Here is a 489-nt window from a genome sequence, read left to right on the forward strand (position 1 = left end):
ACCATCAAGAGAAGGCTCAACACAGAGAGCCATAGCAATATCGGGCCCGAACATATCCAATGATTTAGGGACACCTATCGTGGCTTCGCCTTCATCACGCTTCGTGAAAAGCTCAGCATCATTGATGACACGCTTCTTCATCATCTTCAGAGATCCATCAGACTGATCTCGAACGATGCGAAGCCTCTCATCATTAAGAGACCCCTTGAACTCCTTAAACGATCCGTACCTCTGTATCAGTCGCGTATTGAGTGTCTCATTATAGAACCACTCAAGATGGCCATCCTCCATCGTCTCAATATCGTTCGGCTTAGTCACATATTTTGTGACCTCATCAACAGACTCAAGAGTTCCCGCATCCTTAACAATGCACGACATCCTCTCACGAACATCAGCAAGAAAATCCTGCCAGCCGTTCCCCTTCAAATACGGCAGATCAAAGAGGATATTCATATGCATGTTAAGGGTTTCATGATCCTCATTATGAGT

1 protein-coding gene is annotated in these 489 nt (G+C 45.4%); it reads right to left on the reverse strand.

Annotated features, from left to right (window positions below; genetic code table 11):
• Window positions 1-459 (reverse strand): hypothetical protein (locus tag KP705_RS17150; RefSeq protein WP_215765142.1); only part of this gene is annotated, 459 nt, incomplete at its 3' end.
• Between the last annotated feature and the right edge of the window lie 30 nt (window positions 460-489).

Source organism: Gluconobacter sp. P1D12_c (assembly GCF_018812105.1).
GTDB classification, from domain to species: Bacteria; Pseudomonadota; Alphaproteobacteria; order Acetobacterales; family Acetobacteraceae; genus Gluconobacter; species Gluconobacter oxydans_A.